Genomic DNA, 19,076 nt, shown 5'->3' with positions numbered 1-19,076 from the left:
CCAATATACCATGGTATTCACCTCCGTCTCAGAGCATTGCTCAGTCGTCGCTATGATCACTGAGAGTGTATCTCTGGGACAATGGAATAGCTGGTCCCTCGATCACCGGACGTTCCTACGATTACCGATACGATGAATCAGACACCGACAGTTGCGGTACTGGGTGGCGCAATGGCCGGATTAGCGGCTGCAGAGGGGCTTCATAGCGCTGGATTTGATGTCGAGCTCTACGAACGCCAGACGTACAATGAGAAACGCGTCAACTGTGGCGAAGCGATGACCGCCGCCTCTGCAATCCCCCTCGAGAAGACCGCAGAAAACGGGTTCATTAATTCGCTTCCAGAGATGGAAGTCGAGGTGTACGATGGCGTCCAGCCGGATCGTCAGTGCACTGGACGCGGGAGGTTCACTGCATCGGATGCCTACATCACCGATCGTAACGTCGTCGAACAATCGTGGGCAGACCGCCTCGCACAGAGAGGGGTAGATGTCAACGAGAATCGGTCGATCACACCGACTGAGTTATTCGAGTTCGCAGACGGGTACGATGTCGTCGTCGACGCCACTGGCCAACCCTCGCTTACCAGCAAGGCACTCCAATCGACCGGCGAATACTCCGGATACCTTGTCGCACTCAACGCCGATGTCGTGGGGGACTTCAGCGACGTATACCCCAACAGCCGGATTATACTCGAAAACTACACCGGATACACGTGGGCTTTCTCAAAAACACCGAATCGCGCCAACGTCGGGATCGGATGGGCTGTCAGTGACCGTCCGGATGACTACATGGCTGCGTTCAAACGTGCCTGTGAGCGTAACGGATGGCCCGAGCCGACACGGGAACGGACAAACGTCGCGATTATCCCGGAAGGCCCAAGTCTCGATCCCCAGCGAACCTATCACCCCGACTACTCTATCGTGCGTGTGGGTGACGCTGCCGGGATAGCAAACCGACTCACGGGAAAAGGGATCTCACAGGCCATTCAATCGTCGTATCTCGCAGCGGAACTGGCGGCTGAGGATCGATTGGAAGCATATCCGGAACAGCTGTATCGGGAAATGAAACCTGAATACCTGCTGGCAACGGTTATTCGGTACTTCACCGAGACACGGCAGCCACAGCTCCTCGGTAAAGCAATTCAAGCCGGCTCTGGAATGGACATCGAAGCTGTCGATCGCTCGCCGCGGGACGTATTGATACAGCTCGCACGACACCCACGGTTATTCGTTCAGATCTTCGGGAAACGGAAGGTACTCCAGCGCGTCTATCAAGCAGCGACCGATCAGTGGGAGTATACTTCGATACCGGACGGTGAGAGCCCGATCGTCGATTCCTCTTTCTAGTATGATGAGAGTTGTATCGGTGATGCAGCTTCTCACTCATCGTCTTCTGCATCGACAAAGTACGACAGTGGGAGTTACGTGAATCAGCGGTCAGGGGCGGAAGAGCGAGTAAAACCACGCTTCGGTATCTGGATGGAGGCCATCGCATACCGCATGAACCGCCATAGCTACTGACACTGCAAAGACGGCGTGGAGTAGATGCGCCGGGACTGACTCGGTTAGCAATGCGCTCACACCGATCACCGCAGAGATAGAGGCGCCGACGCCGACTCTAAAAAAGAAGGCACGCTGAATTACTAGAACTGTGTCCTGATAGAGAAGCACGTAACAAAGAACTGTGAGACCACTGCTGATGAGTGTCGGGATCAGCAGGAGCAGCATCGAACTCATTGCAAGTCACTCCCCGAGTATCTCAGCCGAGGGTGGATGTACCCCAACCCAGCGATCAGAGCCGTCACACCGAGTATAGCACCTGTTTCGACAGTTACGAGAAGATCGTGCGGAAGCGGTGTAAGTGTTCCAAGATGAGCGAGTCCGAACAGTAAACTTACGAGCGGAACTCCGACAAGCAATCGACCGTACGTTCCCTCATACTGGTGCCAGATTCTGAGCGTTTTTGCGGCTGTGTATCCGGTACTCATGAGGATGACACCAGTCAAGAGGATGTCTGGAATAGTTGGAACCATGGGGGGTCTACGTCACCCAACAAGAAGTTCGTTATCCACGTGCAGATATGCTCCCACACCCCGAGCTTGTCTGAGTGACTCTTATTACGGACCGTCAGAGTCATCGTGGTTACGGGACTCAGCCACAATTTCTCGCCATTTACCCCAATCCGGGAGGAACATCGGGACATTCTGCTGATACAGTTGGTAGTCCTCGCCGAACTTGTCGACCATGTCGCGCTCTTCCTTCCGCGCAAGCCACGCGAAGACCACGACTACGAGCGGAAAGAGACCGACAGAGAACACTGTTGGCCAGTGAATGATTCCTTCGCCGAACAAGGCGATGAACAAACCGGTGTACTGCGGATGACGTACGTAGCCGTACAGCCCGTCCGTGACAAGTCGATCATTCTGCCGAGCCCGATAGACCTGCCGCCATCCTTGAGCAAACAGTCCGATGCCGACGAGAGCCACGGCATAGCCGAGTAGCATCGAAACCAGCATTCCAGTCTCACCGAAGCCGACGAGTGTCGACCAGAGATTTGTGCTGGCGGACTCGCGATCGAACCCGAAAAATCGAACTAACAGGTAGATCGTGAGCGGAAACCCGTACATTTCCGCATACAACGCGATGATGAACGCCTGTACTACCCCAGCGCCAACCCACTCTCGCCAGCTATCTGGAGCAAAATACCGATAGAAGAACCAAGAAACCACGACGATAACGATTAGTGCGAGTCCCCAGGCTGCGGGGTTAGTAACGGAAAAATCGATTGCTGAAACCATCATGACGTTCAGAGCCATTCTATGGGCCAATTCTCTACCAGAGTAAATAACTCATCCCAGAAGGTATCGGGTCCAGGGATACCGTTCCACGAGTGGTACACCATCAACCTTGTACTGTTCAATATACGCATCAAGACCGAGGATACGTCCTGCGCCGAAAGCGGCGACAGAGAGGAAAACGAGCATGTACGCGAAGTCCCCGTTGATGTAGCCGTGTGCGATGTCCCAGTTCCCGAAGTAAAAGAGGAGCATCATGAACGCTCCCCAAAAGGCCGCCAGACGGGTGAATGCGCCGACAATTAGTCCGAGCCCGATGAGTACCTCACCCCACGGCACCGCAACATTCACGAACTCAACGAACCTCGGCGTGTTCCCCATCGCGACGAATATATCTGCAAGTGGACTCCCATTGTTCGGGACAGCCCCCGTTAGGTAGCCTCCAGCACTGAACTCCCCAGAGAGAACCTTATCTACACCGCTCTGGAAGAACGCGACCCCCATCATCAGTCGAAGTGCAAGAATGAACCAGACGCTCAGGGTGTGAAGCTTCCCGCTCGCTGTAAATCCGCCAATTGTGCTTTCTAATTGAATCTCTCGTGATGACATACCGCAGACTGAATCGTCGATATCACATAAAGATGCGCTCCCCTGCCAGTTTCGGTAGAGTGTAACACTTCCTCTGGGACCAGAAGCTGGCTGCGCGGTGGATCACTTCCGACAGTCACCGATCAGCTTGGAGTTCGTCGGGAGGTACTAAAGTGGTGGAGTTACCCTTGAGAAAGTAACCGTCGGAGGACGAGGTGGAGGATGCCTCCGTTTTCGACGTATCGAACTGCTGCAGGCGTCCCAACCTGCGCCGTGACCGGGAATTCCACCGTCGAGCCGTCGGTGCGTTCTGCAACGACTGTGAGATCGTCGTTCACGTCGAGGCCGTCGTCAAGGCCGTGAATCGCAACCCGTTCCGAGCCATCGAGACCGATCGATTCCCACGAGTCGCCCTCGGCGAATTGGAGTGGGAGGACACCCATGCCGACGAGGTTGTCTCGGAAGATCCGTTCGTAACTTTCGGCGATAGTGGCACGAACGCCCAGGAGGTCGGTCCCCTTCGCGGCCCAGTCGCGACTCGACCCAGTGCCGAGTTCCTCGCCGGCGAACACGACGAGCGGCGTGTCGTCCTCTCGATAGCGGCGGCTCGCTTCGAAGACCGTCGTCTTTTCGCCGGTTGGCTGGTGAATCGTGTACCCGCCCTCAACGTCGTCGAGCATCTCGTTCTCGATGCGGACGTTGGCGAACGTACCACGCATCATTACCTCGTGGTTGCCCCGGCGGGCGCCGTACGTGTTGAACTCGTGGGGTTCGACGCCCTGGTCGACGAGCCACTCACCGGCCGGTTGCTCGCGAGAGAACGGGCCCGCCGGGCTGATGTGGTCGGTCGTGACCGTGTCACCGAGCAGCATCAGCGTGCTGGCGTCTTCGATGTCTGTAACGCCCGGTTTCTCCAGCGGGAAGTCCTTGAAAAAGGGCGGCTCGCGAATATACGTCGAGGAGTCGTCCCACTCGTAAACGTCACCGCTCGGCGCATCGAGCGCTTCCCACCGCTCGTCACCCTCGAATACCTCCGCGTACTTCTCCTCGAACATCGACGAGTCGACGCTGTCGTGAACCGCCGCGTGGATCTCGTCGGCGCCGGGCCAGATGTCCGAGAGGTAGACTGGATTGCCGTCATCGTCCGTCCCAAGCGGGTCGTGTTCGAGATCGATGTCCATGCGACCAGCAAGGCCGTAGGCGACTACGAGCGGCGGACTGGCGAGGTAGTTCGCTCGCACTTTCGGATGGATCCGTGCCTCGAAGTTGCGATTGCCCGAGAGGACGCTCGTCGTCCAGAGGTCCTCGGCGTCGATTGCGCGCTCGATAGGTTCGGGGAGCGGCCCGGCGTTCCCGATACAGGTCGTACAGCCGTAGCCGACGACGTTGTAGCCGAGGTCCTCGAGGTACGGGAGCAGTCCCGACGCTTCGAGATATTCGGTGACGACGCGACTTCCGGGCGCGAGACTCGTCTTAACGTACGCCGGAACGTCGAGGCCCTTCTCTACGGCGTTGCGGGCAAGGAGGCCCGCCGCGAGCATCACGGACGGATTCGAGGTGTTGGTACAACTGGTGATGGCGCTCACCACGACGCTCCCGTGTCCGATTTCGGTGGTCTCGCCGTTCACGTTGACTTCCACTCGTTTGTTGAGGTCACCGACATCCGGCCCTGGAAGGTCGGGGTCAGGTCGGTCAGTATCGGGCGCACTGCTTTCACCGAGCCATCGGGTGAGTGCATCCTCGTCGACGTCGTCAAGTTCGTCCTCGAATTCGCCGTGGACCAGCCTCCTGAAGTGCGTCTGCATGTCGTCCATCGGGACGCGATCCTGGGGCCGCTTCGGTCCTGCTAGACTCGGCGTGATCGTCGAGAGATCGAGTTCGACCGTTTCGGTGTACTCGGGGTTCTGTTCACCGAACAGTCCCTGTGCATCGAGATATTCGCGAACGAGTTCGATGTGCTCCTCGTCACGTCCCGTGAGTTCGAGGTAGTCCAACGTCGCCTCGTCGACGCCGAACATCGAGATGGTCGAGCCCTGCTCAGGGGCCATATTCGCGATAGTGGCCCGGTCGGGGACCGTGAGGTTCGCCACGCCGGGACCGAAGAACTCGACGAAGCGGTCGACGACCCCGACTTCGCGGAGCTGCTCCGTGACGTGCAGGACGAGATCAGTCGCTGTGGCTCCTTCGGGAAGTTCGCCGGTGAGACGGACGCCGACGACTTCGGGAAGCTTCATCGTGATGGGCTGGCCGAGCATGGCTGCCTCGGCTTCGATGCCGCCGACGCCCCAGCCGACGACGCCGATGCCGCCGATCATCGGCGTGTGACTGTCCGTGCCGACGAGCGTGTCGGGGAGGAGCCAGTTCTCGCCGTCGCGCTCGCGAGCGTGAACCACCTGGCCGAGATATTCGAGGTTTACCTGGTGGACGATGCCCGTCCCCGGCGGGACGACGCGGAAGTCGTCGAACGCCTGCTGTGCCCACTTGAGGGCGCGATAGCGTTCGCCGTTGCGCTCGTACTCCAACTCGACGTTCTTCTCGTAGGCGTCCTCGGAGCCGAAGAAATCGACCTGTACGCTGTGGTCGATGACGAGGTCACAGGGCACCTCCGGCTCGACGAGACCTGGATTCTCTCCCTTCCGCTCGACCGCCGAGCGGAGTGCTGCGAGGTCGACGACAGCGGGGACGCCGGTGAGGTCCTGGAGGACGACGCGCGACGGCGTGAACGGGAGTTCGACATCCGGGACGTCGGGTTCCCAGGAGGCGACGTTCCGAACGTCATCGGCGGTGATCGTGTCACCGTCGACGTTCCGGAGGACGGATTCGAGGAGGACGCGGATGCTGACCGGCAGACGATCCAGTTCGCAGAGTCCTGCCTCTTCGAGGGTGGTGAGGTCCGCCATCTGGTAGGTATCCCCGTCGAACTCGAACTCGCGTATCGCGTCGAAAGGATCGGTTTCGGCCATACCATGAGCTACGGCGACCCGGCTCTTGAATCGTTTCCCGTAAGCCATCGGCTGGACCGATTCGCTCCTTGGACCCAATCAGCAGTGAGACGCTCCGGTCACAGAATCCGGTCGAGTGCATCTGTAATCGAGGGGGCTTCGACGATTCGGAGTCCTTGAACAGCCACGTCCGTCGGTTCGCCCGCCGGGACGATCAGCTCCCGTGCGCCGACTGCTCGCGCCGCGCGGGCTTTCGTCTCGATCCCGCCGACGGGGAGCAACGTGCCCTCGTCGTCGACGATCCCCGTGATGAGCGTCTCTTGTGAGAGTGACTCCTGACGGAGGCTGGCGACGAGTGCGACGGTGAGACCGGCCTCCCAGCTCTTCCCGCGGAGTGCGAGTACGCCAGAGGCGGGGGGCTCGAACGTAACGTGCGTCGCCGTGTTGGTGAGCGACCCCCCTGTGAGACGTGTGGCCGTCTCTCTCGCCTCTCGGAGCGCGAGCTGGAGGTCATGACGGATTTCGATCCCGTTCAGGTTCACGAACAGCTCACCCTCCCCGTCGGTGAACTCCACCTCGAACGGGACGATGAGACCGTCACCGAAGCTGTCGACCGCTGGAAGGTAGTAGCGCGTTGGGGCGGGAAGCGTGGCCCCTCCAGCGAGCGTCGCCAGCGACTGAAAACCCTCCCCCGCTCGCGTGAGGCCGAGAACCGCCCCAGCGCCGCCGACGCCCCCGAGGCCGAGTCCTGCGAGGAACCCCCGCCGTGACAGAATCGTCTCTTCCACCCGTCCTACAACGTCTCTTTCCGTATCGGACGGTCGAGAGACGGCAGCGGAGTTGTCGGAGGACATGATGGTGTGTCGGGGGGTTGCGCTCTGATCCCGTGCTACAGTGTAACAGGGGAGCGATACTAAAGACTCTTTGCAGCACACGTTTCCGAACGGGTACGCCTATCTCGGTCGCACGCCGATGTGGAGACACGTCCCGTCGACACACATGACGCTCCAGGATCGGTCACTGGTCGGGCTCGTGGGTGTGAGCAGCGTCGTGACCGGGGTTGGCGTGTGGATCGCCTACCAGTTCGAACTTCTCTTGCTCGGAGTGACGACCCTCGCGACCTGGACACTCCTGGTCGGACTCGTCGAAGAAGCGTTCGTCCGATTCGTCCCGCTGATACTCGTCTTCTACGGTTGGAGTTACTGGCGAGGCCAGCTCCTCTCGAAGACCGAGGGATTACTCGCGACCGTGGCTTCCGGGCTGACTGTTGCGCTCCTCGAACTCGTGCTCAAACTCGAGTACCTGTCGCGGCTGGAGGCGACAGTCCGGTTCGACTCGCTCGTGCTCCCGCTGGTGTTCGTCCACCTGCCGTTCGCGTTACTCGCCGGGCGGTTCGCGTACGCACTCGGCGAGCGGATTCACGGCTCCGACGACATCGGGTTCCCATCACTCTCTCGGCGAACCCTGGCGGCGCTCGTGCTCGGGTATCTCGCCCTCGCGTTCGCCCACGTCGGGTACAACGTGCTCATCTGAGAGCCGCTCGAACAGAGGGAAGTACTGCAAGACTGACGATCACCACACCCTGGACGAGGTGGGGATACTGCAACCGTTTCCCGAATCCGATGACGACCCCTTCGACGAGGACCCAGACGACGAGCGCGACGCCGACGGCGATGGCCGCCGGCCACGCCCATCGTTTTCGACGGAAGAGACCGTACACGACGACCAGCGGGAACACACCGAGGAGACTGAAGAGGACGAGACCGGGAACCAGATAGCTCTCGAACGGGGAGCCAGCCAGAAGCGTCGGCGAGATACCGATAAGACGCCCTGAGGGGGCGAGGATGAACTGGCCTCCGCCAGCGAGTCCCGACACGCCGAGCACACCAATCGTCGCGATGAGTGCCCAGAGCGCGAGTGGTCGATTTTGTTGCTGTGTTGAAATATCCATCCGTCAACACACCTCGGCCCTGATGAGAAGTGCTTGCTACGATGGGAAAGCTATGTGGGTCTACTGGCTGTCCTCTTCGTGGTCGTCGCCGAGCGCCGTCTGGATCATCCCGTTCAGCTCGTCGAGCTTCTCGCGGACGCGCTCGGGCTTGTCGGCCGGCGGCTCTTCGAGTGCGACCTGCTCGTGGGGGTCCGGCTCGCCGACGATGACGCTGCCGATCATCCCGAGGCTCTCGTGGGGCGTGCAGTAGTAGTGGTAGACACCCTCGGTCTCGAAGGTGTGTTCGAACGTCGCACCCTGCTCGGAGACGGTGCCGCTGTCCCACGCGGCTACGCCGTCGGGGACGAGCTGGGGCTGGTCGTTGTCGGGGTGGTAGGCGGTCGTCGAGTGACTCCCGCTTTCGTTGTGCCAGGTGACGGTTCCCCCGACGTTCACCCGCACGACGTGTGGCTCGAAGTGGTAGCCGCCGTCCTCGGTGATCATCCGCACCTCGGCCGTATCGGACGGTGCCCCGACTGCTTCGTCGTGGTCATCCTCGTCGTCGCTGTGACCGGACTCCGTACCGCTATCGTCGTGGCCAGTCTCAGTCGGCGTGCCGTTTGCCGCTCTGCCGTCGTTGATCTGCGTTCCAGTGCACCCGGCAAGCCCAACGACTGCCGCACCGCCAGTCAGCTGGAGCATCCGTCGACGTGAGAGTGAGTTGGTCATGACATCGGTCACTTTACACGTGAACATACACATCGGAGGCATATAGTCCGGAAAGCAGATTTTCTGGGTCAGCAAACCGGCGTTTCTTTATATACTTGTTCACAACAACACGGACTGTGAGTGAGGAGCGAGACATCTCGGGGATCCTCGAGATCCTTGACGACGACTATGCACGCGCAATCCTCGAGGCGACTCGCCGAAAACAGATGTCCGCCAAGGAACTCAGCGAAGAGTGCGACATGTCAGTCTCAACAGTTTCCAGACGGGTCAACACGTTACTGGAGTACGATCTGCTTATCGAACGAACGCACATCGATCCGGATGGGCACCACTACAGCGAATACGAAGCCCGACTCGACCGCGTCGACATCCAGCTCCTCGAGTCGGGATTCGACGTCCGTATCGAACTTCGAGAAGACGCCGCCGACCGCTTTACGCGCATTTGGGATACTATGAGGAACGAATAACCATGCACCCTGGACTCATCGTTGCCAAGCTCGTTACAATGGTTCTGGGATTCCTGATCGCCTATCAGGCGTACCGGGGCTACCGTCGGAACAACAGCCGACCGCTGCTCTATGTCGCGATTGGCTTCGTCTTCATCAGTTTCGGGGCCGTCATCGAGGGTCTCCTGTTCGACATCGTCGGACTCACACTCTCCGACTCGGGCACGGTAGCGACCATCATCGTGGCTGTCGGTATGCTCTGTGTCCTGTACGCGCTATACGGACGCGACACCAAAGAAATGGAGGAGTAATCGGGTGGTCGCGACAACGACGGCGGTTCTGATCGGCGTCCGCTTGCTCGTACTCGCACTCGGTATTCTGATCACGTACTACAGTTTCGAGGCGTATCGACGAACGGGTACGTATTATATGCGAAATGCTGCAATTGGCTTTGGAATCATCACTCTTGGTGTGTTCATTGAAGGAGTATTGTTCGAGTTCGGGGGGCTTGATCTCGCTCTTGTCCACATCATCGAATCGGTCGCCATCGGGCTTGGATTCGTGGTTCTTCTCATCTCGCTTCGCCGGTAGCTCAGGCCGCGTCTACACTCCTCGAATGGTCAAAACTGGCTCATCCGAGTTCCGGAGAACCCGTTCGGTCACACTTCCGATGAGCTGTCGTGAAAGGCCGGATCGTCCGTGTGTCCCCATCACGACGAGGTCGATCTCGTGCTGGTCGCAGTACTCCCCTATTGCCTGATGAGGAACGCCGTGGGCGATCTCAGCAGTGACTGAAACACCCTCGGCAGCCGCCTGCGATTGGATGTCTTCTACGACAGTCCCCCCGTTTTGCTTCAGGACTTGCTGTAGTTCGTCCCACGTCCATCCCGGGCGAGACGAGTAGGCCCCTCTATCGACGACGTAGAGGGCATGAAGTGTCGCATCGTAGGTCCGAGCCAAATCAAGAGCGTGAGTAACGGCCTCTCGTGCGGGTTTACTCCCGTCAGTCGGGACGAGGATATTCTCAAAGCCTCCCTGAATCTCGGATTCTGATATCGTCCCCGTCAGCTTCGATTTGACACTGAGCACAGGAATGTCGACAGTGCGAACGATTCGCTTTGTTACACTTCCGAGTAGGACTCGGTCGAGACCCGTGTGTCCTCGGGTTCCCATACAGACGAGGTCGATCCCGGTATCGGTGATGTAGGAACGAATTTCACGCGCTGGAATGCCACGGCGAACCTCAGTTACTGCGTCGAGACCATGTTCTGCAGCTCGAGTTTCGATCTGCTTGGTGGCGGCATCGCCAGCCTCATACCACGTGTCTGGGAGTGTCTCCAGGTCGGTTTCCAGCGCAGTCAGTTCCAGCTTTCGCTCGATGGGCGAACTGTCGACGACGTGGAGCGCGTGGACAGTTGCGTCGTATCGGCGAGCGAGCTCAAGTCCGTATTGGATTGCGGGCTCGACGTTATCGCTGCCATCAGTCGGGATGAGGATGTCGGTATACATGGTTGGATGAGTGCGTTGATGTTGCTACGGACTCTCGTCCGTCGGTTTTGGGGGCTTATGGGCTGTCGACTCGATGCGTTCCTTGAAGAAGACGAGCTCCTTGTTGGTGTGGTCGTAGAGCTTGGCCTTCCCGTCAAGAACGGTGGTAAAGAGCCGCTTTAGCAACCGGCCCCGGCGGTTATTCGGGAAGTCCATCCAGACGGCGTGTGACATCCGGGTTCCATCCTCAGTCTCTTCGAGCCGAATCGTACCACCTTCGGGGATTCGAACGGTGACAAGTCCACGAAGGAGTGGATAGTACGCTGTCCCAGTCCAGACCGCCACGTGTGGATGATCGATGTACTGAAATCGGCCGTGCAGATCGGCGTACATCCCAGCGACTTCTTCCGCCTGGTGGAATGTCGCCCCCTCTTGTGGGCGATTATCGGGTGTGTCGTATTCGAGTCCGTAGTGTTCCTCGGGGTTCGATGCCGTCCAGTGGACGGGGTCAGTTACGTAGTCCCAGATCTCCTCGGGCGATGCGTCGATGACGATTTCGGCGTTGTCGGTGACGTACATGGATTGACTCCTCGATTTATTATGCGAAGGCGTTGTACAGCCACGCGAAGGCGTACACGAGGATGAAGCCGATCACCGCGGCTTCGACCATGCCCGCCACGGTTCCGACGACGGTCGGTTCGAAGAACAGGTGCCACTGTTGCATCATCTCGACCGCACCTTCGTAGACGCCGATTGCTCCGAACACACCGAGCAGGAGCATCACGACGGCGGAGAGTACAGCTGCAGCTCCGGCGAGTGCAAGTGTGTCAAGGTGTAACGTACTGTCGGTGGAGTCCATTTCGTACGTATCTTGGTTTGTGGTAGTAGTGCTCATGACTAGAGATACGCTCTACTCCTTCATTCGGGTTCCTGTTACAATTCGAAAGAGAGATTTCTCTTGTTAACATAGAGCAAGAATCTCGTGGAGGGAACCAGCTGTACAACACCCCGATCTGTGTGACTGAGCCGTCGGGAGACCAAGGAGCAACCACCGACTGGAACCAGTGACGTGCAAAAACTCATGAGCGCGAACACAGTCCTCGAACGGTCGACCACAGCTGCTAGCAAGAATTACCTTTGAATGCAAGATTTACTCCGCCTACAGCCCCGGTTTCTTAAGAACAAATAACAAAACAGATGCCTGTGATAGTGTAGATATGCAAGCCGTTCTCGTCGACGGGATTCTCGAGTCCTTACGAATAGGAGTTGGCTTCCTCTGGACCGCTGCGTGGGCGATCATCATGGGGCTCGTCATCACGAGTCTCGTCCAGGTCTACGTCTCGAAAGAGCGAATGGCCAACGTCCTCGGAGAGGGGGACCTGAACGGTCTCACAAAGGCGACGGTGTTCGGCGCCGCGAGTAGTGGCTGTAGCTTCGGCGCGGTCGCCATCGGGAAGGGACTGTTCAAGAAGGGAGCACATGCGGTGAACTTCCTCGCGTTCATGTTTGCGTCGACGAACCTCATCGTCGAACTCGGATTGATGATCCTGATTCTGCTAGGCTGGGAGTTCCTTCTCGCGGAACTGCTCGGCGGGATCATCCTCATCGCCGTGATGGCTGTCATCGTCCACCTCACGCTCCCCGAGAATCTGTTCGAGCAAGTCCGGCAGGAACTGAATCACAGCGACAACGAGCAGGGAATCACCGAGGATCCGACCTGCGGGATGGAAGGCAAAGACGAGTACTCGCTGGTGACCGATGGTGGCGAGACGCTGAAGTTCTGCTCGGAGGGTTGTCTGGAGACCTACCAACAGGAAGCCGCAAGTAGCGGCGGGTGGCGCGACGAACTCCTCTCGTGGGGTGGGTGGTACAAGGTTGGAAATCAGTACCGCAAGGAGTGGTCGATGATCTGGAAGGATATCGTCGCAGGGTTTCTTATATCCGGATTCGTCATCGTTTTCGTTCCCCAGTGGGTCTGGAACACCCTGTTCATCCAGGGCGACGGCCTGCTTGTGACCGCCGAAAACGCGATTATGGGTGTCACCATCGCCGTTCTCAGTTTCGTCGGCAGTATGGGCAACGTCCCCTTCGCGGTCGCGCTGTGGGGCGGTGGTGTCAGCTTCGCCGGGATCATCGCGTTCGTCTACGCCGACCTCATCACGATTCCCGTTCTGAACGTCTACCGGAAGTACTACGGCTGGAAGATCATGCTGTACATCCTCGGCGTCTTCTTCGTGACGATGGCGTTCACCGGTTTCCTCATGGAACTACTATTCGACGCGTTTGGCATCGTCCCCGACTTGGCCGGTGGCGAGACAGCATCGGAACAGACCTACTTCGAGTTGAACTACACCTTCTACCTCAACATCATCGCGTTCGTCCTCTCGGGGGCCCTCCTCTACGTCTATCGCCGGGGATTAGGTGCACCTGGTCAGTATCGCGACCCCGTTTGTGGGATGCGGACCGACGACAGCGGGCCGAGTCTCACCCACGAGAACGAGACGTACTACTTCTGCTCGAATCAGTGCAAGCGAACGTTCGAGAAGCACCCCTCCGAGTTCGCACATCAACATCCGCAGGTCTCTGAAGAAGGTGAATCCCATGACGATCACTAAAAACATATTGGGGAGTGGGACGACCCTGTTCAATCGATTAGGGAGCGGCGAATGCGAGTACCTCGTTGAGGGTGGTGCCGAGCGCGCAGCGCTCAATTTCCTTCTGGGTGGTGTCACGACGATCATTGTGTCCCCGTACAGGCCGACTCAGGCGGGTAATGGTAACGCTCGTGTCCCGATCCGGATTTCAGTCTCCACAAAGGTCTTGCATCGGGGAATCAAAACTGGTACAGCGCTGGTTCGTTAACGAGAACGTATGACTACGCGACACGCCAAACTGAGGAGTGAGGTATGAATCGGCGGCGAGCCGATGCAGTGGTTGGCCTCCTCGTCGCTGCCGTCGTTATCGTCGGTGGTGCGCTCAGCTGGGATGCGTATAAGCAACAGCAGGCATTCGGAGAGATGGGGTCGATGATGGATATGGGTGCGTCGATGGGAGGCGTTCACGGCACAAATCCGCTCTGGTACGTTCTTGGAACCCTTCTTGTCTCGACTATCGTCGGTGGAGGATATCTCATTGTTCGGGACGAGCTCACCAACACAGATGCAAGCGAGCGCGCACAAATAACGAATCCAACAGATCCAGAGAGCGCTGATTCATCGGAGAGATCTACCCAATCAGAGGCAGCAATCAATCCAGAGTCTCAGCCGCAGGCTCGTATATTGGATCTCTTACCGGAAGACGAACGCCGGATTCTTGAACCGGTTCTCTCCTCACCCGGTATCACACAGATCGAACTCAGGGATCGCTCGGACTTCTCGAAGAGCAAGGTCAGTCAGACGGTGAGCGCTCTCGAGAAGCGCGGCCTCCTGTACCGCGAGCGCCAAGGGCGAACGTATCGGATTTACCCGAGCGACGACTTACAACAGAAACAGGCGAACTAGCGGACCGTTCCCACGAGTCTATCCTCGTCCAAAACGTAGGTATGAGTTCTGGATTCGGAACCAGTACGGCAGGGTGACCTCACAGTCACCGCGAGGCCTATACTCGCAAGCCTCCAATATAACGGATATGCGGTCCACAGGCTTCTCCCGTCGCAGACTCCTCCAGCTGACGGGGGCGACCACCCTCGGCTCGCTCGCGGGATGTGCCGGTCAGCTACCGGGCACTCACGATGGTGAGGGTCGTGAGGTGAAGCCCCGCTCGACAGTCACGGCCGAGCCGGATACGTCCGTCAACCTCACCGCGGCGTCCGGGACGATTCGCCCAGCCCCCGATACGTCGACGGCCAACTGGATGTACGAGGGTCAATTCCCGGGACCGGAGCTACGTGTTCAGGAGGGTGACGTGCTCAGCGTCGAACTGACCAACGACCTCCAGGAGGAGACGACGATTCACTGGCACGGAGTTCCCGTCCCGAATCCGGTCGATGGGGTGCCGAACGTAACGCAAGACCCGATCGCTTCCGGCGATACGTTTACGTACACGTTCCGCGCCGAACCTGCCGGGACGTATTTTTACCACAGCCACGTCGGACTCCAACTCGACCGGGGATTGCTGGGGCCACTGATCGTCGAAGAGCGTAACCCACACGTCGAGTACGACCGCGAGTACGTCGTGATCGTCGACGATTACCTCCCTGGAGAGCCGGAACATCCTTCGGACGGGGGGATGGGCGGCGGTGGCGGAATGGGTGGGAGAGGCGGAATGATGGGAGACGTTCGGCCGCCATACGAAGGGCTCCTGATCAACGGTCGACTCCCTGAGAATCCACAGACGTTCGACGTAACGGAGGGTGAGCGGATTCGCTTCCGGTTCGTGAACGCTGCCAGCGCGACGGTCTTCGGTGTCCGGATCGCCGGCCACGAGATGACAGTGACCCACGCCGATGGTCGACCTGTCGAACCCGTCGACGTGGACTCGTTCGTCTTCGGTGCCGGTGAGCGCTACGATGCCGTGGTTGAGGCGACAAATCCGGGCACGTGGGCCGTTCAAGCGGATGCGCTCGATGGAAACGAACCACCAGCTAGAGCTGTCGTCGAGTACGAGTCGGCGGCTGGGGAGAGCCCACAGCCCCCGTCGGCGGCCAGTAACCAACTGCAGTACGGAGACTTGCGGGCGATATCCTCGCTCGACGGGGTGAGTGGAGATCCGGATCGAACGTTCGATCTGACGCTCTCCCGTGGTAGCGGCCAGTCTTACATATGGATGATTGACGGGCAGGTCTATCCGGATGCCGATCCATTCCAGATTCGACCCGAAGAACACGTCCGGATTCGAATGACCAATCAGAGCCCAGTCGTTCACCCGATGCACCTTCACGGACACTTCTTCAAGGTCGGCAATGCGATCAAAGACACTGTACTCGTGCCTGGGCATATGGGACAAGTGACGATTGACTTCCACGCGGACAATCCCGGCCGGTGGCTATTCCACTGTCACAACCTGTATCACCTGGATGCGGGGATGGCACGCATCGTAAAATACGTCGAGTGACCACTGGTGCTTCTGGTTTGTGGCTATTTGTACTCGTGTGCGGTTCCGGTCCTCTTCTTGGAGAACACGTGTCTCGCCCAAATCCATCGTATTCGGTACAGATGAACGATCCCAGTTATGAAAAACGATTAGAACGCCCTATACACGTTCTCGAACGTTCTCCTGTGTGGATTCACACCCTCGTCGATAACTCCCGAGCAGTCCTACGGCTAACCGAGGAGAAAGACAATGACCAACTTCAAACTGGGCCGCTGGCTGCTCGTGGCGCTCGCGATCGTCGGACTCGTGTTCGCCGCCCCCGTTGTCAGCGCACACGGCGACGAAACGGCCGCTGACGACGCGCCCACGGACAATACCACCGCAGATGAATGGGCCACTTGGATGGAGGCACAGATGACCGAACACATGGGTCCCGGTGCTGTCGAGTGGATGGAGTCGCACATGGGTGTGACCGTCGACGAGATGGCCCAGGACATGGCTGACGAGGAATACCACGACGGGGCTAACGACGACTACAACGGCGGGATGTACGGGCAGGGCCACTGCTGACGGCCCTGACCGTTTCGATCGCTTCAACCGAATACCACGATCCACCAACTCAAGATAATGACGCAACTCACCACTCACATCGGACGCACTGCTCGGCGACTCGCGATCCTCGCCGTCCCGCTGCTGGTCGCGACGACTGGAACGGCTGCCGCCCACGGTAGTGGGAGCTACGGCGGGGGCATGATGGGCGGCGGCTGGGGCCTCTTCGGCGGAGCGATGGGGCTCTGGGGACTCCTCTGGATGGGGCTCCTCATCGCCGTCCCACTCTACCTCGTCTATGCGCTCCTCAACCGAGGATCCGGCGGGAACGAAAAGCAGTCGCTGTCGGTTCTCCGTGAGCGCTACGCCCGCGGGGAGCTCTCGGATGACGAATTCGATCGACGGCGAAAACAGCTCGAACGTACCGGATGACCGGAACCGCTGCTGTTCCAACCGGTACACCACACTTCCAACGCCCGCCGTTGCGGCACCCAACCGTTAACCCCGTGGACGGGGTATAATATTACATGGAATACACAATACAGACTTCAGTCACTGGCGATTTCGACGACGTCGTCGACAAGACAATCGCTGCGCTCAAAGACGAAGGATTCGGCGTCCTCTGTGACATCGATATCCAGGCGACGCTCAAGGAAAAACTCGGCGAAGAGTTCCGCCAGTATCGCATTCTCGGTGCGTGTAATCCCCCGCTGGCATACGAGGGACTGACCGAAGAGATCGAACTCGGCGCACTCCTCCCGTGTAACGTCATCGTCTACGAAACCGATGACGGCGATATCGTTGTGAGTGCCGTTGATCCAAAGCAATTGGTCGGTATCGCGGACAACGATGCGCTCGACTCGATCGCGACCGAGGTCAACGAGCGTTTCGAGCGTGTTCTCTCGGCCGTCACCAACGAACTCGGATCCACGTCGGAGGCCTGATCTCGATGGCTTCGTCGAACCAGCTCGACACCACGACGATCGTTCTCCTGATACTCGGAGCGATCATCTTGCTCCCGTTGCTCACAATGGGGATGGGATTCGGCGGAATGATGGGGTACGGCGGGATGATGGGCCAGTATGGCGGTACTGGCGGGTGGTGGCCGTTCATCGGGATGCTCGTCCCGCTTATCTTCCTCCTCATCCTCCTCGGCGGTGGCTACCTCGTCTTCCGGCGCATGAGCGAAACGCAGACGTCTCGAAACCCCGCGATGGAAGAACTCCGCACGGCGTACGCCCGCGGCGACCTCACCGACGAAGAGTTCGAATCCCGCCGCGAGAAACTCGAACGGTCGGGGTAAACCCAACGAGTACACACCGCGATTCGGATACCACAAGCCCGTGTACTCGATTTTGTTCCTCAGGCTCCGTCCTATCACACCTGTGCGAGCGTGTCTTCGAATCAAAGAAATGGGGGGCTCTCAGCTTACAATTCTGAATAGTAATGTGGTTAAGTTACAATACCGTAGTGTACAATGTGACTGAAGTAATCCTCTTCACCCAAGAGACGTGCGGAGCATGCGCAACACAGCGGGAGAAAAACGACGGCCTCGAGGACAAGTATCCGGACGTGGAATTCAAAGAGGTCGACATTCAGACGGACCTCGAAACAGCCGAAGAATACGGCGTCCGAAAGACGCCGACGACCCTCGTCTACGCGAACGGAGAGCAGACCGCCGAGTTCATCGGCATCGTCGACCGGAACGACCTCGAGTCAGCCATCGAGCGCGCGACCCAGCAATCGTCTGGATTCGTCCAGCGCCTCGTCGGTGTCGTGCGAAAATAACGACCAACAGACTGATTCAAACCACATGACGAACTATAACCGACGTCAGTTCCTGGGAGTACTCGGTGCCGGCGCAGTCGCCGGTGTAGGGATCTCTCAGCCAGCGAGCGCACAGGAGACGCCCGTCGTGAAGATGGGCAACAACTACTTCGACCCGATCGGACTCCACGTCGAACCCGGCACGACCGTTCGCTTCGAGCTAGCGGCCGGAGCACACTCGGCGACCGCCTACGAGAATCGGATTCCATCCGACGCCAGCGCATTCGACAGTGGAACCATCTCGTCGGGAAGCTTCGAGTACACGTTCGAAACGCCAGGCACGTACGACTACTACTGCATCCCGCACAAGTCGGTCGGGATGGTCGGCCGCATCGTCGTCGGCAGCCCCGGCGGCCCGGCCGAAGAGAGCTCAATCCCCGACGGCGAGGTCCCCGATAGCGAGACGATCGTCCAGAACGGCGCCGTGGCCATCGGCTCGGACGTCGACGGAAGCGGGAGCACCGGTGGCGGCATGATGGGGCCCGGCGGAGGGGGCATGATGGGTGGCTCGAGAGGCGGGTGGGGCGGCGTCCCGTTCGTCGGCGGGGCACTCGGAATGCTCGGCTTAGCTGGCGGACTCCTCTATTGGGCACTAGGACGAGGTGACGCATCTCCCGAGAGCGATGATTCCGCGATGGAAACCCTCCAACGCCGTTACGCACGAGGCGAGATCGACGAAGAAGAGTTCCAGAAGCGTCGTGAGCGGTTGGAAGACAGGTGAAACGCCTCGTCGATGTTCGGTAAGTCAGCG

The 19,076-nt window shown here is 58.9% G+C and carries 24 protein-coding genes; 14 read left to right on the top strand and 10 right to left on the bottom strand.

Annotated features, from left to right (window positions below):
• Positions 1-132: 132 nt before the first annotated feature.
• A complete protein-coding gene (locus NDI76_RS21195) occupies positions 133-1,347 on the top strand; it encodes an NAD(P)/FAD-dependent oxidoreductase (protein WP_310926166.1) in 1,215 nt (404 codons plus the stop codon).
• Between the two features lie 90 nt (positions 1,348-1,437).
• Here the strand turns inward: NDI76_RS21195 and NDI76_RS21190 are convergent, their stop codons facing one another.
• The 5 genes from NDI76_RS21190 to NDI76_RS21170 form a co-directional block, all read right to left on the bottom strand.
• Positions 1,438-1,737 carry a hypothetical protein gene (locus tag NDI76_RS21190; protein WP_310926165.1) on the bottom strand — a complete coding sequence of 100 codons (300 nt, stop codon included), beginning with the start codon at positions 1,735-1,737 and terminating at the stop codon, positions 1,438-1,440.
• Positions 1,738-2,117: 380 nt separating this feature from the next.
• The gene (locus tag NDI76_RS21185; RefSeq protein ID WP_310926164.1) at positions 2,118-2,816 is read right to left on the bottom strand and encodes a methyltransferase family protein; all 699 of its coding nucleotides are present in this window, start codon (positions 2,814-2,816) and stop codon (positions 2,118-2,120) included.
• A gap of 33 nt (positions 2,817-2,849) precedes the next feature.
• The gene (locus NDI76_RS21180; RefSeq protein ID WP_220581193.1) at positions 2,850-3,404 is read right to left on the bottom strand and encodes a DoxX family protein; all 555 of its coding nucleotides are present in this window, start codon (positions 3,402-3,404) and stop codon (positions 2,850-2,852) included.
• 161 nt (positions 3,405-3,565) lie between these two features.
• Positions 3,566-6,346 (bottom strand): aconitate hydratase AcnA, encoded by a 2,781-nt coding sequence (gene acnA / locus NDI76_RS21175; RefSeq protein WP_310926162.1) that lies wholly within the window; start codon positions 6,344-6,346, stop codon positions 3,566-3,568.
• Between the two features lie 98 nt (positions 6,347-6,444).
• Entirely contained in the window at positions 6,445-7,113 is a 669-nt protein-coding gene (locus NDI76_RS21170) for a S16 family serine protease (RefSeq protein WP_310926161.1), read from the bottom strand.
• Between the two features lie 211 nt (positions 7,114-7,324).
• Here NDI76_RS21170 and NDI76_RS21165 point away from each other — a divergent pair, with 211 nt between their 5' ends.
• On the top strand, positions 7,325-7,858 hold the full coding sequence (locus NDI76_RS21165) for a hypothetical protein (RefSeq protein WP_310926159.1): 534 nt from the start codon (positions 7,325-7,327) through the stop codon (positions 7,856-7,858).
• Here the strand turns inward: NDI76_RS21165 and NDI76_RS21160 are convergent.
• Both NDI76_RS21160 and NDI76_RS21155 read right to left on the bottom strand, forming a co-directional pair.
• Positions 7,851-8,276 carry a hypothetical protein gene (locus NDI76_RS21160; protein WP_310926158.1) on the bottom strand — a complete coding sequence of 142 codons (426 nt, stop codon included), beginning with the start codon at positions 8,274-8,276 and terminating at the stop codon, positions 7,851-7,853. The two genes, NDI76_RS21165 and NDI76_RS21160, sit on opposite strands and share 8 nt — an antisense overlap.
• 60 nt (positions 8,277-8,336) lie before the next feature.
• Positions 8,337-8,984, bottom strand: coding sequence for a plastocyanin/azurin family copper-binding protein (locus NDI76_RS21155; RefSeq protein WP_310926157.1), 648 nt, complete (start codon positions 8,982-8,984; stop codon positions 8,337-8,339).
• Between the two features lie 116 nt (positions 8,985-9,100).
• On the opposite strand from NDI76_RS21155, the gene NDI76_RS21150 reads away from it, so the two are divergent.
• Genes NDI76_RS21150 through NDI76_RS21140 form a run of 3 tightly spaced genes read left to right on the top strand, consistent with a single transcriptional unit; the run spans position 9,101 to position 10,021 of the window.
• Positions 9,101-9,451, top strand: coding sequence for an ArsR/SmtB family transcription factor (locus tag NDI76_RS21150; protein ID WP_310926156.1), 351 nt, complete (start codon positions 9,101-9,103; stop codon positions 9,449-9,451).
• A 2-nt stretch (positions 9,452-9,453) separates the two neighbouring features.
• On the top strand, positions 9,454-9,741 hold the full coding sequence (locus tag NDI76_RS21145) for a DUF7521 family protein (protein WP_310926155.1): 288 nt from the start codon (positions 9,454-9,456) through the stop codon (positions 9,739-9,741).
• A 4-nt stretch (positions 9,742-9,745) separates the two neighbouring features.
• The gene (locus NDI76_RS21140) at positions 9,746-10,021 is read left to right on the top strand and encodes a DUF7521 family protein (RefSeq protein ID WP_310926154.1); all 276 of its coding nucleotides are present in this window, start codon (positions 9,746-9,748) and stop codon (positions 10,019-10,021) included.
• Between the two features lie 12 nt (positions 10,022-10,033).
• On the opposite strand, the gene NDI76_RS21135 is transcribed toward NDI76_RS21140, so the two are convergent.
• The 3 genes from NDI76_RS21135 to NDI76_RS21125 are packed head-to-tail and all read right to left on the bottom strand — an operon-like array spanning position 10,034 to position 11,813.
• Positions 10,034-10,939, bottom strand: a complete 906-nt coding sequence (locus NDI76_RS21135; RefSeq protein ID WP_310926153.1) for a universal stress protein — start codon at positions 10,937-10,939, stop codon at positions 10,034-10,036.
• A 24-nt stretch (positions 10,940-10,963) separates the two neighbouring features.
• Positions 10,964-11,497, bottom strand: coding sequence for an SRPBCC family protein (locus NDI76_RS21130; RefSeq protein ID WP_310926152.1), 534 nt, complete (start codon positions 11,495-11,497; stop codon positions 10,964-10,966).
• Positions 11,498-11,516: 19 nt separating this feature from the next.
• Positions 11,517-11,813: a hypothetical protein gene (locus tag NDI76_RS21125; protein WP_310926151.1), complete on the bottom strand. Its 297-nt coding sequence runs from the start codon at positions 11,811-11,813 to the stop codon at positions 11,517-11,519.
• A gap of 322 nt (positions 11,814-12,135) precedes the next feature.
• Here NDI76_RS21125 and NDI76_RS21120 point away from each other — a divergent pair, with 322 nt between their 5' ends.
• The 9 genes from NDI76_RS21120 (at position 12,136) to NDI76_RS21080 (ending at position 19,046) form a co-directional block, all read left to right on the top strand.
• Positions 12,136-13,533 (top strand): permease, encoded by a 1,398-nt coding sequence (locus NDI76_RS21120; RefSeq protein WP_310926150.1) that lies wholly within the window; start codon positions 12,136-12,138, stop codon positions 13,531-13,533.
• 291 nt (positions 13,534-13,824) lie between these two features.
• A complete protein-coding gene (locus tag NDI76_RS21115; protein ID WP_310926149.1) occupies positions 13,825-14,418 on the top strand; it encodes a helix-turn-helix transcriptional regulator in 594 nt (197 codons plus the stop codon).
• A 127-nt stretch (positions 14,419-14,545) separates the two neighbouring features.
• A complete protein-coding gene (locus NDI76_RS21110) occupies positions 14,546-15,970 on the top strand; it encodes a multicopper oxidase family protein (protein WP_310926148.1) in 1,425 nt (474 codons plus the stop codon).
• Between the two features lie 228 nt (positions 15,971-16,198).
• Positions 16,199-16,519 (top strand): hypothetical protein, encoded by a 321-nt coding sequence (locus NDI76_RS21105; RefSeq protein ID WP_092893755.1) that lies wholly within the window; start codon positions 16,199-16,201, stop codon positions 16,517-16,519.
• 57 nt (positions 16,520-16,576) lie between these two features.
• Positions 16,577-16,930, top strand: coding sequence for an SHOCT domain-containing protein (locus NDI76_RS21100; RefSeq protein WP_142980808.1), 354 nt, complete (start codon positions 16,577-16,579; stop codon positions 16,928-16,930).
• 95 nt (positions 16,931-17,025) lie between these two features.
• The gene (locus tag NDI76_RS21095) at positions 17,026-17,442 is read left to right on the top strand and encodes a DUF302 domain-containing protein (protein ID WP_142980809.1); all 417 of its coding nucleotides are present in this window, start codon (positions 17,026-17,028) and stop codon (positions 17,440-17,442) included.
• 5 nt (positions 17,443-17,447) lie between these two features.
• A complete protein-coding gene (locus NDI76_RS21090) occupies positions 17,448-17,801 on the top strand; it encodes an SHOCT domain-containing protein (protein ID WP_142980810.1) in 354 nt (117 codons plus the stop codon).
• 143 nt (positions 17,802-17,944) lie between these two features.
• A complete protein-coding gene (locus NDI76_RS21085; protein ID WP_310926146.1) occupies positions 17,945-18,286 on the top strand; it encodes a thioredoxin family protein in 342 nt (113 codons plus the stop codon).
• A 25-nt stretch (positions 18,287-18,311) separates the two neighbouring features.
• On the top strand, positions 18,312-19,046 hold the full coding sequence (locus NDI76_RS21080) for a plastocyanin/azurin family copper-binding protein (protein WP_142980812.1): 735 nt from the start codon (positions 18,312-18,314) through the stop codon (positions 19,044-19,046).
• Positions 19,047-19,076 lie beyond the last annotated feature (30 nt).

It is taken from the genome of Halogeometricum sp. S1BR25-6, from assembly GCF_031624495.1.
GTDB classification, from domain to species: Archaea; Halobacteriota; Halobacteria; order Halobacteriales; family Haloferacaceae; genus Halogeometricum; species Halogeometricum salsisoli.
This window is presented reverse-complemented; position numbering and strand designations above follow the sequence as displayed.